We start from the raw sequence: 12,803 nt of genomic DNA on the forward strand, positions 1-12,803 counted from the left end.
CGCAGCCTCCGGCAGCTCCTACATGGGTTCGGCGTATGGCGCATCAATGTGGGACAATACCCGCCACTTTCAGCCATACCCGAATCGACCACGCCCATGACCGCCCCCCGCACACCCAAACCTGCGCGCAAGAAGCCTGACTCCGCGACCCCGGCCAAGACCGTAGAGCCGCGTGAGAAGGCCAGCCTGCATCCGCGCAATCGCCATCAGGGTCGTTACGACTTCCCGGCGCTGATCAAGACCACGCCCGAGTTGGCCAAGTACGTGATCACCAACCCGTACGGCAAGGAAAGCATCGACTTCGCCAGCCCCGACGCGGTACGCGTGTTCAACCGGGCGCTGCTCAAGTCGTTCTATGGCATCCAGCATTGGGATATTCCGGCGGACTACCTCTGCCCACCGGTGCCGGGGCGTGCCGATTACGTGCACTTTCTCGCCGACCTGCTGGCGAGCATGAACGACGGCAAGGTCCCGCGCGGCGCAATCGTCAATGTGCTGGACATCGGCATGGGCGCCAACTGCGTGTATCCGCTGATTGGCAACAGCGAATACCGCTGGCACTTCCTCGGCTCGGAGATCGATCCGACGGCCGTGGCGGCGGCTCGAGCCATCGTGCAATCCAACGACCTGAGCAAGGTGATCCAGCTGCGCCAGCAGGAAAACCGCAAGCACATCCTGATCGGCTTGCTGGAGCCGGGCGAGCGCTTTGACCTGACCATGTGCAACCCGCCCTTCCACGCTTCGATGGAAGAAGCGACCAAGGGCAGCGAGCGCAAATGGCGTGCCCTGGGCAAGGCCGATCCGAAACGCAAGTTGCCGGTGCTGAACTTCGGCGGCCAGTCGGCGGAACTGTGGTGTGAAGGCGGAGAAGCACGTTTTGTGACGCAATTGATCGCCGAGAGCGCGAACTTCCAGCACAAAGTGCTGTGGTTCAGCACGCTGGTGTCAAAAGCTTCGAACCTGCCAGCCATCGAAACCGCGCTGAAAAAGGCCGGCGTGCTGGAAAGCCAGGTCGTGGAGATGTCCCAGGGACAGAAGCAGAGCCGCTTCGTGGCCTGGACCTTCCAGACCAAGTCCGAGCAGCAGATCTGGCGGCGCGAGCGCTGGGTGCGCTAACACACTGCGGATTACCTTGTGGGAGCGAGCCTGCTCGCGAAAGCGGTCTATCAGTCGAGATCCAAGGTGACTGAACCACCGCATTCGCGAGCAGGCTCGCTCCCACAATGCTTCAGTGGCATACCCACCGAATTGCAGACACAAAAAAACCGTGCCCCGGATCTCTCCGAAGCACGGTTTTTTTTATCGCTGCGTCTTACTTGTTCACAGCGTCGGTCAGGCCTTTGGCCACAACCAGCTTGATCACTTTCTTGGCAGGGATTTCGATGGCAGCGCCAGTCGAAGGGTTACGGCCAGTGCGGGCAGGACGCTCGGTCACTTTCAGCTTGCCGATACCTGGCAAGGTGATTTCGCCGCCGTTTTCCAGCTGATCGGCAACGATTTGGCCCAGTTGGTCCAGAGCGTTACGCGCGGTGGTTTTCGGCGCGTCGATAGCTTCAGCGATGTCGGCGATCAGTTGGTCTTTAGTAAGAGCCATGTAGTGTTCCTTCCCTATCAAATTCATATGGATTGCAGAGTGCAGTGTCAGCCATCGAGCCCGATCTTCTGGATCTGGCACCCTCGGCGATAACCACGACGAGTCGGGTTATAGATGCCGAAATCAGGGTTTGGTTCGACCTGACAAATGCTGAATGCACGCTTAACGCAGTGACTTCGCGTAAGACCGCGCAAAACTAGCACAGCGACAAGGAAATATCCGCCTCTAGCTACCCATTTGGTCAGCTTTATTGCGCTAAATCGGTAAAAAACCGCATAAGGCCGGGCGCGCGCCCCGGTTTTGCCGTGCAACCCGCGCCAAAACCAGTGGTTGCGGTACACTGAGCGCTTTTTCGGGGGAGCCTGCCCTCCTCCCTTCCAACAGCCGAGAAGCCCATGCCGATCCGTCATTGCATCGTCCACCTGATCGACAAAAAACCCGACGGCACGCCCGCAGTTCTGCACGCCCGTGACTCTGAACTGGCGGAGTCCGCAGCCATCGAAAACATGCTCGCCGACCTCAATGAGAGCTACAACGCCAAACAGGGCAAAGCCTGGGGCCTGTTCCATCCGGAGTCCGGCGCGTTCCCCTTCAGCGGCTGGCTGAAGGAGTACATGGAAGGCGGCCGTGACTTCACCGCATTCAGCAAAGTGGCGGTCGAGCACCTGCAGAAGCTGATGGAAGAATCCAACCTGTCGGTGGGCGGCCATGTGCTCTTTGCCCACTATCAGCAAGGCATGACCGACTACCTGGCGATCGCCCTGCTGCACCACAGCGAAGGCGTCGCGGTCACCGATGAGCTGGACGTTACGCCGTCGCGCCATCTTGACCTTGGCCAACTGCATCTCGCCGCGCGGATCAACGTCTCCGAGTGGCAGAACAACAAGCAGTCCAAGCAGTACATCTCGTTCATCAAAGGCAAGAACGGCAAGAAAGTCTCGGAATACTTCCGCGACTTCATCGGCTGTCAGGAAGGCGTCGACGGCCCCGGCGAAACGCGCACGTTGCTCAAGGCCTTCAGTGACTTCGTCGAAAGCGAGGACCTGCCGGAAGACTCGGCCCGGGAGAAAACCAAGACCCTGGTCGACTATGCCAGCAGCCAGGCCAAACTCGGCGAACCGATGGGCCTGGAAGAATTGTCGGAGCTGATCGACGAAGAACGTCCGAAAGCCTTTTACGATCACATCCGCAACAAGGACTACGGCCTGTCACCAGAGATTCCGGCAGACAAGCGCACCCTCAACCAGTTCCGCCGCTTCACCGGCCGCGCCGAAGGCCTGTCGATCAGCTTCGAAGCGCATCTGCTGGGCTCGAAGATCGAATACGACGAAGAGAACGGCACGCTGATCATCAAAGGCCTGCCGACTTCGCTGACTGATCAGTTGAAGCGGCGTAACTGATGCTCGGCAATGTGTTGAAGAAGGTTGCCCTGGTGCTGCTGGTAGTCGTGGTCTACCAGAACTGGGGCAAGATCGAGCGGGTGTTCAATCCCTCGCAAATGGTCTCGGAGCAGACGCGCGCCCAGGCCAATGTCGTGCTCTACGCCACCGACTGGTGCGGCTACTGCAAGCAGACCAAACGCTTTCTCGACAGCAAGGGCATACCGTTCAAGGAGTTCGACATCGAGAAAAATGTTGAAGCGCGCAAGGCGTATGAAGCATTGGGTGGACGCGGGATTCCGCTGATCGATGTGAACGGCACGTTGATTCGCGGGTTCGACCCGGACGAAATCCTCGCTGCCCTGAAATAACACATAACCGGTGGCGAGGGAGCTTGCTCCCGCTCGACTGCGCAGCAGTCGCAAAACCTGCAAACCTGCTATCGCGCTGAGAAGCAGGGGCCGCTTCGCAGCCCAGCGGGAGCAAGCTCCCTCGCCACAGAGTGTTGCGTGTGATCCGTTATTTGGCTTCGATACGGAAACCAAAGCGCGGAAAGTGCACATGCACCACGCCGCCACGCTCGTCTTCACGGCGAACGATGAGCTCTTCACTGCCGGCAAACAGCAATTCGCCTGCCACCGGATCGACGCCGTAATCGATAGCGGCAATCGCCACCTGCTGCCCGGGCTTGAACCCGTTCGGATCAACGAACTGCTCATCCGGCAACGCCGCCGGCGTCGCGTTACGCGCGACCTCCAATGCCTCGGCAGAGGACATCTCGCTCGCTGCGCCATGGCCGAAGACCAGCACCCGACCCAGCCACGCCGCAACCGCCGGATATTCATCCACCAGCGGCGCCGTCACGTGGGTCGCCTTGAGGAACCACAGCGGATGCGCCAGGGCGAAATCAGCAATCGATGGTTCGCCAAACAGGAAGTCCCCCTGCTCGCGCTGCAACTGCTGCTCCAGACGCGCCATGATCGTCGGCCACTGATGCTTGGCCTGCTCGGCGGACAGACGCGTGGCGCTGCCGCCGCTGAACAAACCGGCGCGGTCGGCGAGGAACGCCTTGATCGCTTCCGGCGGCAATTTGCCGAAACGCACGGCCACCGATTCCGGCTGGAACACCAGGCTCACCGCGTGTTGAAACACCACCGAGTCGGCCCACGCCGCAAAACTGGCGCTGGTCATTTCTTGGCCTTCGGGGAAAAACGCCGGCAGGGCTTTTTCCTGTTCCAGGCGTCGAGCAATCAGTGCAGTGTCGCAATATATGTCTGCGCCAATCTGCAGCACCGGGGTCTTGCGGTAGCCACCGGTCAGAGCGGTCAGATCCGGTTTCGGCATCACCGGCGAGATATGCACCGAGCGCCACGACAAGCCTTTGAACCCCAGCAGCAGGCGGGCCTTCTCGGCAAAGGGGGAGGTCGGGTAATGATGCAGAATCAACTCGGACATGCTCGGCTCCGCCGCTCAGATAGTGAGCCAGCAGCTTAGCGCGCATTTGCTTAGCAGCCTACAGATCTGCCTGATGGGAACCAATCAGTCAGATTGATAAGACGCCACCAGGCACTCTTTGGCGCTCTTCCTGAGTTTCTTGATCAAGCGTTCCTGGCGCAACGCATCGCTCTTGTCGCGGCACAGCTCGGTATAAACCAGCGCCATGGCCGGACTGGAGAGGAAGAACCGTGCGCCTTTGCCGCTTTGATGCTTGGCGAAACGGCGCACCGGATCATCGCTGATCCCGCAGTACAACGAGCCATTGGCGGCACGCACGAGGTAGACGAACCAGGATTTGCTCACGGGTTCGGCAACATCGACGGTTTTTTCGCTAAGGCTGGTCACTTCGGGATCTGAACGTGTAGGAAAACAGGCGGCGATCTTATCAGCGCCCGGCCTGAAATGCCTTCAGTCCCTTCAACGCTTGCGCGCGTACGGCGTTGCGCACCAGCGGCGTCCAGCCCAGCAGCAGGCCTTTGAAACCCAGTGCCTGACGCGACCAGCGCCACAGATCGAAGCGGTCGTGGTGCTCGCAGATCTTGCCGTCGCGGAAGACGAAACGCGCGTGGATATCGTTGATAACGATGTTGCCGGTCTGGCTGAACAGGTAGGTCGCGACCCAATGCGCGCCACCGGTACGCTCGTCGGCGCGGACGTTGTCGAAGGTCAGCGAGAAGTCTTTGGCGCGGGTGGTGAGCATGCGCCACATGTCGCCGGCATCGCGCCCGTGCAGCTCGCCAAAGGCCGGATCGCTGAACACGACATCGTCGGTGTAGCAGGCGGCCATGGCTTCGGCGTCGAGGCGCTGAAAGGCCTGGTAGAAGCGGGTGATCAGGGCGCTATGGGCTTCGCTCAAGGCAATCTCCAAAGAAATAGGTACAGATTGCCAGCACCATAATCCGCCGCGCCCAGAAACACTATCGGCAATACGCAAAACCCTTGTGGGAGCGAGCCTGCTCGCGATAGCGCCCTTGCAGTCGACATTGTGCTGACTGAAGCACCGCCATCGCGAGCAGGCTCACTCCTACAGTTTCAATAGCGTCAGATCTTTTCGCTTTGCACCTGCACATACAGCGCCCGTCCGGCACCCAGCCCGGCCAGGATTGCGCCGGCGCCAATAACGCCGAAAATCCAGCCCAGCGCATTCCAGCCGCCGGTCCAGTCATGCACCACGCCCACGGCGAACGGCCCCATCGACGCCAGCGTGTACCCGAAACCCTGGGACATGCTCGACAGGTTCGCCGCGACATGGGAATCGCGCGAACGCAGCACGATCAGCGTCAACGCCAGACTGAACGTCCCGCCCTGCCCCAGTCCGAGCAGAATCGCCCAGCCCCACAGGCCTTCGATCGGTGCGTACAGGCAGCCGAACAGGCCCGCCAGCGTCAGCGCCATGACCACGACGATCGCCAGACGCTGATCCTTGCCCCGGGTCGCCAGCCACGGCGCGGCCAGCGAACTGGCCAGTTGAATGATCACCGAACCGGACAGCACCAATCCTGCCTGGGTCGGTGTCAGCCCGCGTCCGATGAGGATCGACGGCAACCAGCCAAACACGATGTAGGCCAGCGATGACTGCAGGCCCATGTACAAGGTCACCTGCCAGGCCAGCGGATCACGCAGCAACCCGCGCACGCGATAGGCGACGTTGTGCGCGCCGTGCTTCGAGCCGACCTGAGGCAACCAGAACACCGCCGCCACCAAGGCTGGAATCACCCAGAAACCCAGGCCCATCGCCCAGCTGTTACCGAAGTGTTCACTCAGTGGCACGGTCGAACCCGCCGCCATTGCCGCGCCCAGACACAGGGCCATGGTGTAGACACCGGTCATGGTGCCGGCGTGTCTGGCGAAGTCGCGCTTGACGATGCCGGGCAGCAGCACGCCGACGATGCCGATGCTGGCGCCGCCGAGCACACTGCCGGCGAACAGGCCGATCTCACCAAAGTTGCTGCGCAGGATAATCCCGCCGGCCAGCGTCAGCAGAATCCCCAACACCACCCGTTCAGCGCCGAAACGTCGCGCCAGAATCGGCGCCAGCGGCGCGAACAGGCCCAGGCACAGCACCGGCAACGTAGTCAGCAATCCCGCCTGCGCCGCGGACAGCCCGAGACTCCTGGAGACCTCGCTGAGCAACGGCGCCATGCTCGACAGCGCCGGGCGCAGGTTCAATGCCACCAGAATCAGTCCGAGCAGCAACAGCCACGGACGTTTTACCAACGGGTGGCTTTGCTGCACCTGCTCGTCATCGGCTTCGGCATCAATCAGCAGCTCTTCCAGCTCGGTGGTGCGTTTCGACGCTGTGGATAACTCAGTGCGGGACATGGCTTTCTCGGTTTCAAGGTTCATTGATCAACTGCCTCGACAAGGCTTTGGCCCGTTCCGGGTCGCGTTGCTCGACCGCATCGAGCAGGTCGATATGCAGGTCGAACACTTCCTGGCGGCGCGGGGAGATATTCAGGGTCTGGCGCAATTGCGCGCCGACGATGCTGGAGAAATAGCGATACAGCTCGCTGAGAGTCGGGTTATGCGCGGCGTCGACCAGACGTCGATGGAACACCAGATCGCAGGCGATGTAGGTGTCGAGATCGCCGTGGTAATGGCTGCCGCTGGTGCCGAGCGCTTCGCGCAGTGCGGCCAGATCCTCATCGGTACGGCGCAACGCCGCCAGGCCGATGGCCTCGACTTCGAGGATGTGCCGGGTCTCCCGGGCCTGCTCCAGGGAACAGCGGGCCAACGCCTTCAGCGTATCCAGCGGGTCGACCACTGCACGCAGATAACTGCCGTCGCCCTGACGAATTTCGATCAATCCGGAAAACGCCAGAACGCGCATCGCTTCGCGCACCGTGTTGCGGCTGATGCCCAGCTCGGCGCATAGCTCAGGCTCGGTGGGCAGACGCTCGCCGACCTGCCAGACACCACTGTTGATGCGCTGACGCAGTTGGTCCAGAGCCTGATCGACCAGGGACCGCTTGATCAAAGGGGAAATTTCGGACATGAGCCTCGCCTTTTCATCCAATCATAGGATGAATTTTCCGACATGTTAGTCAGACCCATGTAGGACGGCAACCACCTAGGGTCAATCGGAGACACATGGAGCGGCATTTTCGATTGGTCAAAATTACCCTTTAAGGGTAATTTCAGGGACAGGGTTTTGGCTTCTTATGGAAAAGAACACACCCCATTACGACTTGGCGGTGATCAAGTCTGAAGTGAGGCGACTGGGTCAAAATGCTTTCACCAAAACTTCAGTAAGGTCAGCTGAGAAGCTCGGCTTCAACGTCAGCGAAATGCAGGAGATTGTTTTCGAGCTACAAACCAGGATGTTGTACAAATCGATGACTACCTATGACGATCATCGAATCTGGCAAGACGTGTATCACATCAATTCGCGAGATCAGGAGATTTACATCAAGGTGACATACCGCCCCGGCGGCAGCCCACCGGTGATCTCCTTTAAGGAGAAAAACCCATGAAAACCCAGCAATGTGTCAGCTGCGGGGCGCGTGAGGGAATGAGGCATTTTCAGGGGCGCGGCGAAACCCTGAGAGTCAAAGACATGGAGCGTCGTGTCGATAATCTTTCTGGATGGGAATGCCAGAAGTGCGGTGAGATCGAATGGGACCCCGACACCGACAGTGCGCAGCGGTATTGCAAAGCAGGTGATGAGTTGGTTATCGCTGCGAGGCATATGATTGGTGACGAGATGAAGCGTATCCGTCGCAAATTGCACCTGACGCAAAAAGAGACGGTACAACTGCTGTCTGGGGGTGGGCATAACGCATTTTCCCGCTATGAGCGCGGCGATGTATTGCCGCCCAAGGCGCTCATACTGTTGATGCGTTTATTGGATCGTTATCCGTACTTGCTAACCGATGTAAAGACTCTCGGCGAAGGTGCCGACTTGAGAGGTTTCGAGCACATCGTCCACAAAGAACACGAATCCCTCTCCGTGTCCTGAACCGTTCAGAAAAAACAAACCCGGCACATCGCCGGGTTGGTTTTTACTCATCCGCCATCAATGCAAAATCTGACTCAAGAACAACTTGGTCCGATCATTCTGCGGGTTATCGAAGAAGTCGTTCGGCGCTGCCTGCTCGACGATCTCGCCCTTGTCCATGAAAATCACGCGGTTCGCCACGGTGCGGGCGAAGCCCATTTCGTGGGTCACGCAGAGCATGGTCATGCCGTCTTCGGCCAGGCCGATCATGGTGTCGAGAACCTCTTTCACCATTTCCGGATCGAGTGCTGAAGTCGGTTCGTCGAACAGCATGATTTTCGGCTTCATGCACAAGGCGCGGGCGATCGCCACACGCTGCTGCTGACCGCCGGACAGTTGCCCCGGGTATTTGTGCGCCTGCTCCGGAATGCGTACGCGTTCCAGGTAATGCATGGCGATTTCCTCGGCCTTGCGCTTGGGCATCTTGCGCACCCACATCGGCGCCAGGGTGCAGTTCTGCAAAATGGTCAGGTGCGGGAACAGGTTGAAGTGCTGAAACACCATGCCGACTTCGCGGCGGATCGCTTCGATCTGCTTGAGGTCGTTGGTCAGTTCCACGCCATCGACGACGATGCGGCCCTGCTGGTGTTCTTCCAGACGATTCAGGCAACGAATCGTCGTGGATTTACCGGAACCCGACGGGCCGCACAGCACGATGCGTTCGCCCTGCCTGACGTTGAGGTTGATGTCTTTGAGTACGTGAAACTGGCCGTACCACTTGTTCACGCCCTGCATCTGGATGATGCCTTCCGGACCCACAGGCTTTTTGATTGCTTCGCTCATTTACAGAGAACTCCTAACGCTTGTGGCCAGTGTCGAGCTTGCGTTCCAGATGCATGGAATAGCGCGACATACCAAAACAGAAAATCCAGAACACCAGGGCGGCGAACACGTAGCCTTCGGTGGCCATGCCCAGCCATTTCGGGTCGGCGGCGGCTTGCTTGACGCTGTTGAGCAGGTCGAACAGGCCAATGATGATCACCAGGCTGGTGTCCTTGAACAGCGCAATGAACGTGTTGACGATGCCCGGAATCACCAGCTTCAAGGCCTGCGGCAAAATCACCAGGCCCATCGAACGCCAGTAACCGAGGCCCATCGCCGCAGCCGCTTCGTACTGCCCTTTGGGAATCGCTTGCAGACCGCCGCGCACCACTTCGGCGACGTAGGCCGACTGGAACAGGATCACCCCGATCAGCGCCCGCAGCAGTTTGTCGAAGTTCATGCCTTCGGGCAGGAACAGCGGCAGCATCACCGAGGACATGAACAGCACCGTGATCAACGGCACGCCGCGCCAGAATTCGATGAAGGTCACGCAGACCACTCGAATCGCCGGCATGTTCGAACGCCGCCCCAGCGCCAGTACGATGCCCAGCGGCAAAGCGCCGGCAATGCCGACGGTGGCGATCACCAGGGTCAGCATCAGCCCGCCCCACTGGCTGGTCGGCACGGTGGTCAGACCGAAACCGCCGTGCAACAAGGTGAAGGCGATGATCGGGTACAGCACCAGAAAGCTCAGGCCATAGACGGCTTTACGCGGCATCCGCGAGATGAACAGGGGTGCTGCGCCGATGACCGCCAGCCACACGGTCAGGTCGACGCGCCAGCGCAGTTCGGTCGGGTAATAACCGTACATGAACTGGCCGAACCGCTGCTGGATGAACACCCAGCAGGCGCCCTCCTTGGTGCAGTCGGCGCGGGTGGTGCCAACCCAGTTGGCATCGACGATCGCCCAACTGAGGATCGGAGGTACCACGAGATAAATCAGGTAGAACGCAAACAGCGTCAGCAGGGTGTTGAGCCAGCTGGAGAACATGTTCGCGCGCATCCACGCCACCACGCCGATGCTGCTGTTGGGTGGAGGCATGTCGGGTTTGAAAGTATGAGTACTCATGCGCTTTTCCTTACCGCTCGATCAGCGCAATGCGCTTGTTGTACCAGTTCATCAGCAGGGAAATGCTGATACTGATCGCCAGGTACACGCTCATGGTGATGGCAATCACTTCGATGGCCTGCCCGGTCTGGTTGAGCACGGTGCCAGCGAACAGCGAAACCATTTCCGGGTAACCGATACCGGCGGCCAGCGAGGAGTTTTTCGCCAGGTTGAGGTATTGGCTGGTCAGTGGCGGAATGATCACGCGCAAAGCTTGCGGGATGATCACCTTGCGCAGGGTCGGGCCGTTGCGCAGGCCAAGCGAACGCGCCGCTTCGGTCTGGCCATGGCTGACCGACTTGATCCCGGAACGCACGATTTCGGCGATGAATGCCGCGGTGTACACGGTGAGCGCGAGGGTCAAGGCCAGCAGTTCCGGGATCAGCACCCAGCCGCCGACAAAGTTGAAGCCCTTGAGCTCGGGCATTTCCCAGTGCAGCGGAGCGCCGAAGATCAGCGCGCACAAGGTCGGGATCACCAGCACAATTGCCAGGCCGGTCCAGAACTTGTGGAACGGTACACCGGTTTCTTCGAAGCGCTTGTTGGCCCAGCGGCACATCAGCACGATGCCGACGATCGCCAGCACGATGCTGACCACGAACGCCCAGAAGCCGTCAGCTGCAAGTGCGGCCGGCATGTTCAGGCCACGGCTGCTGACGAAGAAGGTGTCGCCGAAGTTATGGCTGTTGCGCGGCCCCGGCATGGTCAGGAATACCGCGAAGTACCAGAACAGGATCTGCAGCAGTGGCGGAATGTTGCGGAACACTTCCACATATACCGTCGCCAGTTTGGCGATGATCCAGTTCTGCGACAGGCGCGCCACGCCGACGATGAAACCGAGAATCGTCGCCAGAATCACGCCGATAAAGGTTACCAACAGGGTGTTGAGCAGGCCGATGACAAACACCCGCGCGTAGCTGTCCGCTTCGGTGTAGTCGATCAGGTGTTGAGCGATGCCGAACCCGGCACTGCGCTCCAGAAAGCTGAAACCGGAAGTGATGCCCCGGTGCTGAAGGTTGGTTTGCGTATTGTCGAACAGGTACCAGCCAAGCGAGACCACCGCCACAACCGTGATGATCTGGAATAGCCACGCACGCACTCGTGGATCGCTGAGGCTGAGCCTCTGCTTTGGTGCGCCGATAGAATTTTGCATGAAGTGCCCCGAAAGAAATGGAACAAGAACATCACCCGGCGGTTGGCCCGCCGGGTGATAGAACCATTAGCGCACTGGTGGTGCGTACTGAATGCCGCCGTTGTTCCACAGGGCGTTCAGGCCACGGTCGATTTCCAGCGGAGTGCTCTTGCCGAGGTTTTTCTCGAAGATTTCACCGTAGTTGCCGACTTGCTTGACGATCTGCACAACCCAGTCTTTCGGCAGTTTCAGGTCTTTGCCGTATTCTCCGTCAGCGCCGAGCATACGGGCCACGTCCGGGTTCTTGGTCGACTTGGCTTCAGCTTCGACGTTCTTCGAAGTGATGCCGGCTTCTTCGGCATTGAGCAGCGCGTAGCCGACCCAACGCACGATCGCCAGCCACTCGTCGTCGCCATTACGTACGACCGGGCCCAGTGGCTCCTTGGAAATGGTTTCCGGCAGAACCACGTAGTCCTTCGGCGAGGCCAGCTTGCTGCGCTGGGCGAACAGCTGGGACTTGTCGGAGGTCAGCACGTCGCAACGACCGGATTCCAGCGACTTGGCGCTTTCATCGGAGGTGTCGAAGGTGATCGGGGTGTATTTCAGACCGTTGCCACGGAAGTAGTCGGAAACGTTCAGCTCGGTGGTGGTACCGGCCTGGATGCAGATGGTCGCGCCGTCGAGCTCTTTGGCACTTTTCACGCCCAGCTTGTTGTTCACCAGGAAGCCGATGCCGTCGTAGTAGGTAATGAAGCCCGGAAATTTCAGACCCATGCCCGCGTCACGGGAGCTGGTCATGGTGGTGTTGCGCGACAGGATGTCGATCTCGCCGGACTGCAGCGCGGTGAAGCGCTCCTTGGCGTTCAACTGGCTGAACTTGACCTTGTTGGCGTCGCCGAAAACGGCAGCGGCCACAGCGCGGCAGACGTCGGCGTCGATGCCGAGGATCTTGCCGGTCGCATCCGGTACCGAGAAGCCCGGCAGACCGTCGCTCACGCCACACTGCACGAAACCTTTTTTCTGTACCGCATCCAGGGTTGCACCCGCCTGAGCGAACCCGCTGACACCGAGTACTGCTGCAGCAGTCACGACCGCCAGAGTGGATTTCAACATCTTCATTCAAACCTCCAGTTTTGCTCTTGTTGTGTCGGAGCTTGAGTCCTGTCGCACCCTTTTGAGGCGTTGTTGACCCGTGTTGGCTTTTTTTGGGGTCAACCGACGTAAGACCTTCGCTATGAGTCTAGTAGGAGAAGATCCACATCATGGATCACTCA

General features: G+C 59.6%; 15 protein-coding genes. 5 read left to right on the forward strand and 10 right to left on the reverse strand.

Annotated features, from left to right (window positions below; translation table 11 throughout):
* The first annotated feature begins 96 nt into the window (after positions 1 to 96).
* On the forward strand, positions 97 to 1,116 hold the full coding sequence (gene rlmF, locus AEQ63_RS19075; RefSeq protein WP_064364401.1) for a 23S rRNA (adenine(1618)-N(6))-methyltransferase RlmF: 1,020 nt from the start codon (positions 97 to 99) through the stop codon (positions 1,114 to 1,116).
* 196 nt (positions 1,117 to 1,312) lie between these two features.
* Here the strand turns inward: rlmF and AEQ63_RS19080 are convergent, their stop codons facing one another.
* Positions 1,313 to 1,594, reverse strand: a complete 282-nt coding sequence (locus AEQ63_RS19080) for an HU family DNA-binding protein (protein WP_003221909.1) — start codon at positions 1,592 to 1,594, stop codon at positions 1,313 to 1,315.
* 395 nt (positions 1,595 to 1,989) lie between these two features.
* Between AEQ63_RS19080 and yejK the strand changes: the two genes are divergently transcribed.
* Positions 1,990 to 2,994: a nucleoid-associated protein YejK gene (gene yejK / locus AEQ63_RS19085; RefSeq protein ID WP_039759184.1), complete on the forward strand. Its 1,005-nt coding sequence runs from the start codon at positions 1,990 to 1,992 to the stop codon at positions 2,992 to 2,994.
* A complete protein-coding gene (locus AEQ63_RS19090) occupies positions 2,994 to 3,344 on the forward strand; it encodes a glutaredoxin family protein (RefSeq protein ID WP_064364402.1) in 351 nt (116 codons plus the stop codon). Before yejK ends, AEQ63_RS19090 begins: the two co-directional genes overlap by 1 nt.
* Before the next feature lie 148 nt (positions 3,345 to 3,492).
* Here AEQ63_RS19090 and AEQ63_RS19095 read toward each other — a convergent pair whose 3' ends face one another.
* From AEQ63_RS19095 to AEQ63_RS19115, 5 genes are all read right to left on the reverse strand, one after another.
* The gene (locus tag AEQ63_RS19095; protein WP_064364403.1) at positions 3,493 to 4,428 is read right to left on the reverse strand and encodes a glutathione S-transferase family protein; all 936 of its coding nucleotides are present in this window, start codon (positions 4,426 to 4,428) and stop codon (positions 3,493 to 3,495) included.
* Between the two features lie 84 nt (positions 4,429 to 4,512).
* Complete coding sequence (locus AEQ63_RS19100; RefSeq protein WP_064364404.1) at positions 4,513 to 4,815, reverse strand: GIY-YIG nuclease family protein; 303 nt, start codon at positions 4,813 to 4,815, stop codon at positions 4,513 to 4,515.
* Positions 4,816 to 4,855: 40 nt separating this feature from the next.
* Positions 4,856 to 5,326 carry a nuclear transport factor 2 family protein gene (locus tag AEQ63_RS19105; protein WP_042607724.1) on the reverse strand — a complete coding sequence of 157 codons (471 nt, stop codon included), beginning with the start codon at positions 5,324 to 5,326 and terminating at the stop codon, positions 4,856 to 4,858.
* A gap of 185 nt (positions 5,327 to 5,511) precedes the next feature.
* The gene (locus AEQ63_RS19110; RefSeq protein WP_064364405.1) at positions 5,512 to 6,816 is read right to left on the reverse strand and encodes a CynX/NimT family MFS transporter; all 1,305 of its coding nucleotides are present in this window, start codon (positions 6,814 to 6,816) and stop codon (positions 5,512 to 5,514) included.
* Positions 6,806 to 7,465, reverse strand: coding sequence for a FadR/GntR family transcriptional regulator (locus tag AEQ63_RS19115; RefSeq protein WP_064364406.1), 660 nt, complete (start codon positions 7,463 to 7,465; stop codon positions 6,806 to 6,808). The genes AEQ63_RS19110 and AEQ63_RS19115 overlap by 11 nt, the downstream gene beginning before the upstream one ends.
* A 166-nt stretch (positions 7,466 to 7,631) precedes the next feature.
* Between AEQ63_RS19115 and AEQ63_RS19120 the strand changes: the two genes are divergently transcribed.
* Together AEQ63_RS19120 and AEQ63_RS19125 are read left to right on the forward strand one after the other, a co-directional pair.
* Positions 7,632 to 7,943 (forward strand): type II toxin-antitoxin system MqsR family toxin, encoded by a 312-nt coding sequence (locus tag AEQ63_RS19120; RefSeq protein WP_042607721.1) that lies wholly within the window; start codon positions 7,632 to 7,634, stop codon positions 7,941 to 7,943.
* On the forward strand, positions 7,940 to 8,428 hold the full coding sequence (locus tag AEQ63_RS19125) for a type II toxin-antitoxin system MqsA family antitoxin (RefSeq protein WP_064364407.1): 489 nt from the start codon (positions 7,940 to 7,942) through the stop codon (positions 8,426 to 8,428). The genes AEQ63_RS19120 and AEQ63_RS19125 overlap by 4 nt, the downstream gene beginning before the upstream one ends.
* Before the next feature lie 57 nt (positions 8,429 to 8,485).
* Here AEQ63_RS19125 and AEQ63_RS19130 read toward each other — a convergent pair whose 3' ends face one another.
* The 4 genes from AEQ63_RS19130 to AEQ63_RS19145 all read right to left on the reverse strand — a co-directional run bounded on the left by AEQ63_RS19130 (position 8,486) and on the right by AEQ63_RS19145 (position 12,648).
* Complete coding sequence (locus AEQ63_RS19130; RefSeq protein WP_007957337.1) at positions 8,486 to 9,250, reverse strand: amino acid ABC transporter ATP-binding protein; 765 nt, start codon at positions 9,248 to 9,250, stop codon at positions 8,486 to 8,488.
* A 13-nt stretch (positions 9,251 to 9,263) separates the two neighbouring features.
* On the reverse strand, positions 9,264 to 10,358 hold the full coding sequence (locus AEQ63_RS19135; protein ID WP_042607719.1) for an amino acid ABC transporter permease: 1,095 nt from the start codon (positions 10,356 to 10,358) through the stop codon (positions 9,264 to 9,266).
* 10 nt (positions 10,359 to 10,368) lie between these two features.
* Positions 10,369 to 11,550, reverse strand: a complete 1,182-nt coding sequence (locus AEQ63_RS19140) for an amino acid ABC transporter permease (protein ID WP_064364408.1) — start codon at positions 11,548 to 11,550, stop codon at positions 10,369 to 10,371.
* A 66-nt stretch (positions 11,551 to 11,616) separates the two neighbouring features.
* Complete coding sequence (locus tag AEQ63_RS19145) at positions 11,617 to 12,648, reverse strand: amino acid ABC transporter substrate-binding protein (RefSeq protein WP_016771583.1); 1,032 nt, start codon at positions 12,646 to 12,648, stop codon at positions 11,617 to 11,619.
* Positions 12,649 to 12,803: the final 155 nt, after the last annotated feature.

Source organism: Pseudomonas sp. RIT-PI-o, from assembly GCF_001297215.1.
GTDB classification, from domain to species: domain Bacteria; phylum Pseudomonadota; class Gammaproteobacteria; order Pseudomonadales; family Pseudomonadaceae; genus Aquipseudomonas; species Aquipseudomonas moraviensis_A.